Genomic DNA, 8,794 nt, shown 5'->3' on the forward strand with positions numbered 1-8,794 from the left:
GTATCAAGAACGCATGACTTTGTTCCAATCTATACTATGTCCAGCAGCTTCGAGTTCACGCGCTAGAGCCTGTTTCCAGCCACCACTACTGTCCATTGTTTCCCAAACAACACCTGCGAAATCACTTGGTATTTCTAACGAACCGCGTTTAAGAGCACATACTTTTTCTCGACCCAAGCGTCCAATAAAGTAGCCTAGTTCCAATAGTACGTTTTGACGGGCTCTAGGTTCGAGTGTTCCACCTTTGATACAGCCCTCATCATCAGGTGTAAGTAGGACTACCGCAAACCCAACATCGCTGTTTGCAACGACTTTTTCGATAATGGTCCTTCCTTGATTAGCCTGTTCATGGAGTATAATGGCTTCTAAACCAATTCGTTCCAGAAAGCGAGCTACAGTTTCTCTCGCACCATCGTCGTGGCCATGAACGATAAAAACCTTTCGTGAAAATGGCTGCTTCAATACAATTTCAGTACTCCCCTTTGATTGGACATAGTTCTTATAATCACGAATAAAAGGAATAATAAGCTGTCCATTGAGCGTGTGGATACCTGAGATTATTTTATTTCCGGAGTAGAAGAAGTGATGACTGAAGTTAATAGCGTAACGTGGGTCATTAGCCAGTTTCTCTATAAGAAGTAAGGTTAACCCCATCGTTTTTTTGTGGTCATCAGGCCAAGCAAGTTGGGCGCTCCCTACCATGCCCCCCCCTGTTTTTTCACTTTCAGTAATGAAAGCGTCTAAATCAACATCTTCGGTTAACTCTTCATTGTAAGGTTCAAGTTCGGTATGATTTAACAATTGGCCGAGTTTTTTCAAGGGCCGTTCATACGTTTGCAACTTTGAATTCTGTAAATCTATGATTGCGTTGTTAATTTCTTCAAAAACATCTTGATTCATTACTATTTCTCGTCTTGTTTCAATCGGGCCTCAGCGGCTTTTTGAAGGATTGATTCTCTATAACTTTCTTTCATTTGTTCGGCGAGCGACCCTACGATAGGGCTACTAGCGTAAGGTTCAATGCGGTTATCAATGATTTGGTTAACTGACTGGATTGCAGCTTCAATGCTTGCAGGGTCGTGAGGATCAAAGTTAACAACGCCCAACTGCCCATCAAGTTCATTCAATGCTTTCTCTGCATTTTTTAGATCTTTTTGCAGTTTATCGAGTCCAGTAATTTTAAGCATGGTTCCTTCCTGTTAATGATATTTCTATATTTTTGTTCTGTTTAAACTGCTTGTTAGAAATTCTTATCGCACAATCTTTCCATCAGGCGTGAGTCTATGATTAAAATTAATATCTATAGCCATTTTGTCAACTAAATCGCGTGCATAAGAATTAGGCATATCATAATCAACTAAAGAGTCTATGATTGAATTTATTTGCTAACACTCTATTAGGTGTTAGCAATATACACACTATACTCATTTAAGCTCCTAAAACACTGGGCTTAACTTATTCCTAAAATGTCATGCGTAAAGGTATTTGTTAATTCTACGCTAGGTTAGGTGTCTAACATATCCCATTTGTCACCAAGAACCCAACTCAAAGCTGATAATTTGACATTAATCATGCTCCACTATTAGATATTGCACTGAGTGATTGCTAAACAGATACTTTTTTAATTAAGCGGTAAAACTATATTTTAAGTTATTAATAACTCGTTTAATAAACTTCCTTCCTTCTGTTGAGTTCAAGACGGAACGGGGGGGTTGCCCTTTAAAATGGAGATGCGGGGTATCCAACCACCCATTCCAGTTTTCAACACCCTCAAAATACTCAATCCCATCTTGACACAACTTTGTAATTTCGATTGCATTTTTGGTGGCCTTTGAATTTAACCTTTGGAGCTTATTACTTGAGAGCTCTTTTGAAGTTATTCCAAGTACTGCCGCTGTTGATTCTAAGTCCCACTTCAAAAGTTTCGAAAAGGTCAGAAGCCCCTTGGCTAAAACCCCTTTCTTTATAAAGTTTATTTCATCGAGGGAGTTTGAATGAGAAGATAACTCACCGCTTGATATTACTTTTATCAGATCAAGGTCATCAGAGGTTTTTGATGGGGATTTTCTCACTGTATATTCTCTTTAATACTTATGTACAAAACAAACTTTAGCAGAAAAAACATATTTTTGAGTTTTTGAGACTTAAAAAGCTCAAATATAAATTGTGGTTAGAATGCTTTATAAGAAAAGTCATTTGCCAGTGACAAATTTAACGATGCTTTGCAGTTGTGACTTGAAATGTTAATAATGCGTGTCTATTTTTCTGTAGTATGCATTTTTCTTATACCCGCCTGACGCGGGCCATGGGTTTGGGGTGTTGTAGAGTCCTTTTGGCAACAATAATATGGCATCGAAAAATGCAAAAATTAATGATAACTATGTTGTACCTTTTAAGCTTCTGCTTTAACAGGTAAATCTTATTAGAGCTGAAGTTCTGCAAGCCTTATAGTAGTCTCTTCCAAAATCTTTCTAGTGGTTACTTTTGAATAAAGTATCAAAATTAAAACTTTCTAAAGAATATTTCTAAGTTTTTCATTAATATATAAAAATTAGCAAGTAAAAAATACAAGCTGAAGCTTCAGAACCAACTCCTTTAAGAGGTGGTATTAGTAGGGGAACATTATGACAAACTTCGGTGACAGTAAAGATGAGTAAAGAAAGAGGCCAACGCAATAGGGACTTATTCCAAGGCTGGGTTGCTGAAATGACATCAAAAGAGTCGCCTAATTGGTTAGATTATTGGCATGGTAATACGTTAAGTCCAAAGAAAATAGCTAATGAACTTGGCTTCGACCCCTCTGCATTTAAAAAAGCTAGAAATGAAAAGCTTTTTAATATGCTACAAGAATTAAAACAAGAATTAGCTACTTCAGGCATTTACAATCAACGTAAGACAAACCTGCCTTTGCAACATGGAGTTATTGATGTTTTAAAAGAAACGGAAGAAGATATAAAAGATAGCGCCAAAATTCGTGATTTAAAAAGAGTAAACAGTAGGCTACAAAATGAAAATGCAAAGCTAGTTGCTGAAGTTGCAAAACTCTCTGAGTTTAAAGAAGTCCTGATGGAAATGGGTTTATGGAAATGAGCAATAACGCTTACTTAATTAGGCTCACGAGAATATATCAATATAGTCCAGACAATGTTCGATTAGGCGCTGTTTTTGTTAACGCAGGTGCTGGGGCGCATCGTATTGAAGTACTTACCACTCAGAATAAGTTGAATATCGATCCAAAAGTAGGTCAACAGTGGAAAATACTAAAAGAACAAAACTTCAGTATAAGACAGCAACAAATCAGTACAGGTGGCTTTGTTGATGTTTGGCGCTTCATGGAACCTAAACTTAAATGCGTAATGCCAGATAACGGAGTTGGTTTTGTTACTTTTTTAAGTACGGAAAAGTCATTTGAAGGCATCGGAACAGTAAGTGCACAATTTCTTTGGCGAGAGTTTCGAAGTGATATATTTAAAATACTTGAGTGCGACAGATACGGTCCATACAAGCACGATAAATCGATAACTAACTTTCGAGCTGTCAGAAAAGTTCTTCTTAGCGATAAAGCGGTGCATGGACTTTGGGATGGCTATAAAGAGTATTCAAATCTAAAGTATGCATCTCAGTTGGTTAAGTGGGAGATTGAGTCACCTATTCAGCGTCAACTATTCAGAATCGCCGATCGGGACGCAATTAATTTCTTAACGCAGAATCCTTATCGTTTGTTTTCATTAGGTATGCGATTTTTGAAAGTTGATGAAATTGCTCAAAAGCACTTCGGTATCAAACAATATGATGTAATTAGGCTAGCAGCCATCGTTGAACAAGCTTTGAGGTTATGGAGTGACAAAGGAAATACCGTCGCTGATTGGCAAGACATAGAGCCTAGCATTAAAAAACTTTTGAACAATGACTCTCGCTTAGTTTCAAAAGCATCTGAGTTAGATGGTGATATTTTAGGGTTTGTTAAGCAAGGCAATAAATACTATGTTTCGGGCAATTATATATTCGAGAAAACCATAGCAAAACGATTCAACAAACTTCGTCAATCTAATGAAACTTGGCGAAGTGATTTGGAAGAGGCGTATTCAGCTGCAATACCTGATGGCTGGAAATTAGAAATAGAGCAAGAGCGAGCAGTAAGGACAGCATTACTCAGTAAAATATTTGCACTTACTGGCGGTGCCGGTACAGGTAAGACATTTACCACGAAGCTTATTGTTGATTCTTATCTGAGGCTCGGCTTTACAATATACCCGGTTGCGTTATCAGGGAAGGCAGCCCGTAGACTTCAGCAATCAATAGGCATTGAAACAATGACTATTGCGCGGTTGTTACGTGAAACAGCCATTAATGAAAAGAATAACGTTTTGCTTGTGGACGAAGCTTCAATGCTAGATGCATATACTATGTGGCGGCTAATTACTCTGTTTTCTGATGAAACACGGATCTTGCTGGTTGGTGACCCTTATCAACTTCCGCCAATTAATGCGGGTTTCATTTTAAATGACTCCATTAATAGTGGAGTCATTAACCATGTGGAACTTGATGTCGTGAGACGGCAGGGAAAAGAAAGCAGTGTACCAGCGTACTCAAAGGCTATACGGCACGGAATGATGCCTGAATCATTAAATACCGCTGAGATAGTATTTCAAGAATCAGCAGGTGAGCTTTTACAAGATGCTGTAACGGCTTATTCAGGGTACGGTAATGCAATGATAATAGCTCCTACTAATTCTACGGTCAGAAAGGCAAACATAAAGTTGCAAGCTGCTGTGAACCATAATGGAAAGGACCTTGATCTAACCGATATGCCTATCACAAAAGGTAGTTATGACTTTAAAGAAGGCGATCCCATTGTTTTTACCAAAGGCAGTTATAAATATGATGTTCAAAATGGTACGTTGGGTGTTATTAAAAGTGCGGTAGCAACTGACAAATACGCTTGTATTGTTGAACTGGAAGATTTTGATGAAAAGGGTGATAAACGATTATTAGAGATAGACTGGCAACTGTTTGAGTATATCGACCTCGCCTACTGTTTAACATTACATAAATTACAGGGTTCACAAGCACCTAATGTTATTGTGCTTCTTGAACGAGGTATATTACTTGATCGCAGCTGGCTTTATACAGCAGTTACACGAGCGGAAACTAAAGTACATATCATCGGGAAAGAAGCTGATTTTCGATATGCAGTAAACAAGAAAGGTGCAATTGAAACTCGCAAAACAGCCTTAGCTGAAATGTTGAAAGATTCGATAGATTAAGCAGAGTTTGAATTGTAATACGGGTTTTTAGTAAGAACCTAAGAAAAGTGGATTAGGGTTCATATCATTAGCTTAAACTCCCATACAATAATTTAATTTATAAACTATCTCTTGTTTATTATGTAAACAAGTTAAATGACAGATAGTTTTTCTTGTGTTAGCTTGCTTTGATAAATTTTTTATTTTTAAATTGATTGACGAAACAAGGTTTAGGTTACTTCTCATATGGATAATGATAACAACAGCTATACTTTTTTAATAGAAAAGCCTTCCAAAGAAGATTTATTTCATAGTGGAAGTCATAGTCGGACAGCTGATGCTGTTTTTAAATCTTTAAAAAATGACAACGACATTAATGTTGTGGGTATAGAAGGTAATCTTGGCTCTGGAAAAAGCACTGTTTTAGAGCTAATCAAATGTCTTAGCAAAGAAGAACAATATGAGTTTGTAGAATTTGATGTTGAGAGATTTCAGCATGGTGCTACTAAAAAAGCTTTAATTGAAAAGCTTTATTCTGCAATTGAAAGTTCTGTTACTTCAAGCGATGGTAAAGCAAAAATTGAAAAAGCCAAGAATGTAGCCTTAGGTAATCACTTTGAGTACACATCTAATATTAAAAGTAATGTTAATATCTGGATTATTTGGTTTACGATAGCTCTATTGGCTGGGGTGAGACTTTTACCTGATGCTTTATCTGGGGTGGGGAATTTTATCCAATTTGTTTATCAATGTTTTACAGATGGGTTTCAAGTTGCGAGTAATAACTTTGATGTTAACGGTTTATCTATACTTTCAATTTTCCTCGCTTGGTTTCCTTATCATATTGTTAGATGCGCACAAAAAAGGAAAAAGATACTTTATTTCTTTGGTACCCCTCCTACAACGGGTGATATCTTCAAGCGAAATAGTAAGGACACAATTTCAGAAACCATTGAAATCAATAAAGAGGTAGGTGCTTATGAGTTGCAGGAAGCTTTAGAGGCTTTCGTTTTTGAGATTCCTGAAAATAAAAGGTTTATCTTAGTGCTGGATAATTTGGATCGTGTAACAAATGAAAAGTTAAGGGAAGTGTGGAGTGATATCGAAGTATTTACTTCTATAGCGCAGACTAAAATTCAATTATTAATTCCTTATTCAATTAAACATGTTGCATCTTCATTATCTTCTGATGAAGCAGAAGGAATGGAGTTTATTTCAAAAAGAATACCAATATCATTTAGGGTTGCTCCAATACTTTCAGCGGATTGGAAAATGAGTTGTTCAAAAATGATTGAAGAGACTGGAATATCTGTTGAAGGCGAAGAATTAAAAGGTATTTTATCATTAATCGATTTATGGACATATGCTAACAATACCCCAGTAACTCCTCGTTTTATGAAAAAGCTAATCAATTCAATTGTGAGCCTTCTATCAACACATAACGAGCCTATTCATACTATAACCGCATTTTATTATCAGTTATCAGTTCAAAACTATAGCTTGTCTTCGGTTGAAGTATTGTCTTCAGAATCAAAGATTAATGATATCAAAGATAAATTAAAAGAAAGTAAAGCAATTATTGAGCGTACTATTGACTTTGAAATTTGGTCGAAAGAGTTCGTCTCAATACATTATTTATCGAGTTATATTGTTGCTGAAAGTGAGATACTTAGAGCCCCATTGAGTAGAGCATTAAATAGCGAGGATATAGAGCCATTTATAGTTAAACAGAATATTTACGCTTATGATAAAATTTTACTAGATTTAATAGATAAGGAAGGAACTGATAAATTTATTTCATTGATGCTGAAAATGAAAAAAACAGAAGATTCGACATATATAACTTGGGTTGATAAGTGGTTTTCACATATAAATATAGCTATAGAAAAGGATTCTTTAGAAATAAAAGATATCGAAAATTTAATTTCTTCAACACAGCAGTTGGTAAAATTTGGAGTTGAAATTAATAGAGCCAGAATTGAAAGTTATTATAAATCGATAAATAAAAAACCAGATGAATTCATTGGTTTGGATGATGTGAATGGAACCTTAAAGTTATTGTATGGATGTTCGCAGCTCCTTTCAAATCGAACCCCGATTATAACCAAACTTTTTAATGCCAAGATGTTTATCCATTATTTGTGGCCTAACCGAAGTTCTTTTCCAAATTGGCAAATCGAAGTTCGCAAGTTAAAAGAAAGTGATATTAAGGAAATATTTTCAGTCATTAATGAAGAGCATTATATAGATAAAGAGTTACTTGAAGAGGTTTCAAGCAGGTTCAGAGTTGGCTGGCTGAGTGAAGAAAACGTGCTTCTAGAACTTTATAAAGAGTTTCCTTCCGTTGAAAAAATAAATGCAGGGGCATTGCTGGAATCAAATATATATGCTGAAGAGTGGTACCATTCAAGCTTACAAAATTACTATCAGAGAGGGCTTTCTTTCATAGAAGAGGAAAGTAAAACTAAGTGGCTAGCTCAAGCGGTCGCTAATATTATTTACCATAGTACACCTCAAAATATTAATTTTTATGAATCTCATATTGAGCTAACGGATGAATTTCATAACGAGTTGGCAAACTGCTTAGCAGTTTCTTGTAGTTTTGGCAAAATATTATCTGCTTTAGAAAACCAAATGTTAAGTAAGTATGTCACGAAGGCTATAAATATTCTAATTCTTAATTCTCGAGTTCAGAAGCTAAATATTGATGCTGTAATTAGAAAATATACTGATTTAAAAACATTGAATATTGAGGAAGACAAGTTATTACACTTTTTAAGTGGCTGGATGAAATCTTATGGTTTTACTTTGAGCGCACTAGAGAAAATGGATGAACTTTTCTTGTTTGATATACTGAATACTAACAGTTCTAACGAATGGCGAAGTAAGATCCTTGAATTAATTGATAGTGGTGGTGAAGCAGATGTTGATTGGTGGATAGAACAAATAGAAAAACCAAACAGCTCAATTAAGTTAATTGTAGAATGGTATGTGAAAAATAATAAGCGATTTAACAAGTGTGGGTCATTAAGTGGTGCTCTCAATCGCTTTTTTACTGATTTATCAGTCAGTAAAATGGAAAGTTACTCTAATAAAGCTTGGATAGGTAGTTTAATTTCAATACTCCCAAAATTTTCCCGCCGTAAATTATCAAGAGCGCTAAATAAGTTGATTGGTTTGCCAAAAACATCTGTTCAAGAGGCTGAGTGTATAATTGTAAACTGTGATGATTATGTTGAGCTGGAACATTCAATGGGAAGTCAAGAAATCTTGGTTCTATTTGAGAATATTGTATCTAATCAAGATGTTGCAACATGGTTTGATAAGCAAAAAATTAATTTTGAGGTGTGGGATGGTGATTCAATTGCTTCTTTTGTCACAGAGATGATTCGTCTTGAAGGAAGTGGTTTTGTTTTCAATAAGGCGTTGTTTCCTAAAAGTTTGAACTATCTTGCCAGCCTGTGATCAGATCATCTATATCCTACTAGCCCGTGCAACAACAATGAGCAAAATCACAAACTGGTCTCACTATAATCAAGCCCTCGTTA

Annotated in this window: 6 protein-coding genes; 3 read left to right on the forward strand and 3 right to left on the reverse strand. The window is 35.8% G+C overall.

All coding sequences use genetic code 11. The features are described from left to right. Window positions 1–3: 3 nt before the first annotated feature. The 3 genes from L1266_RS15250 to L1266_RS22430 form a co-directional block, all read right to left on the reverse strand. A complete protein-coding gene (locus L1266_RS15250; protein ID WP_063529397.1) occupies window positions 4–900 on the reverse strand; it encodes a TIR domain-containing protein in 897 nt (298 codons plus the stop codon). A 2-nt stretch (window positions 901–902) separates the two neighbouring features. Continuing rightward, window positions 903–1,187, reverse strand: coding sequence for a hypothetical protein (locus tag L1266_RS15255; RefSeq protein ID WP_063529809.1), 285 nt, complete (start codon window positions 1,185–1,187; stop codon window positions 903–905). A gap of 438 nt (window positions 1,188–1,625) precedes the next feature. Then, on the reverse strand, window positions 1,626–2,072 hold the full coding sequence (locus L1266_RS22430; protein WP_063529808.1) for an MbcA/ParS/Xre antitoxin family protein: 447 nt from the start codon (window positions 2,070–2,072) through the stop codon (window positions 1,626–1,628). Between the two features lie 577 nt (window positions 2,073–2,649). On the opposite strand from L1266_RS22430, the gene L1266_RS15265 reads away from it, so the two are divergent. From L1266_RS15265 to L1266_RS15275, 3 genes are all read left to right on the forward strand, one after another. Continuing rightward, entirely contained in the window at window positions 2,650–3,090 is a 441-nt protein-coding gene (locus L1266_RS15265) for a hypothetical protein (protein WP_063529807.1), read from the forward strand. Continuing rightward, entirely contained in the window at window positions 3,081–5,267 is a 2,187-nt protein-coding gene (locus L1266_RS15270) for an ATP-dependent DNA helicase (RefSeq protein WP_063529806.1), read from the forward strand. The genes L1266_RS15265 and L1266_RS15270 overlap by 10 nt, the downstream gene beginning before the upstream one ends. A 225-nt stretch (window positions 5,268–5,492) precedes the next feature. Continuing rightward, window positions 5,493–8,711, forward strand: coding sequence for a P-loop NTPase fold protein (locus L1266_RS15275; RefSeq protein ID WP_235377832.1), 3,219 nt, complete (start codon window positions 5,493–5,495; stop codon window positions 8,709–8,711). Window positions 8,712–8,794 lie beyond the last annotated feature (83 nt).

It is taken from the genome of Pseudoalteromonas sp. Cn5-37 (genome assembly GCF_021532495.1).
GTDB classification, from domain to species: domain Bacteria; phylum Pseudomonadota; class Gammaproteobacteria; order Enterobacterales; family Alteromonadaceae; genus Pseudoalteromonas; species Pseudoalteromonas simplex.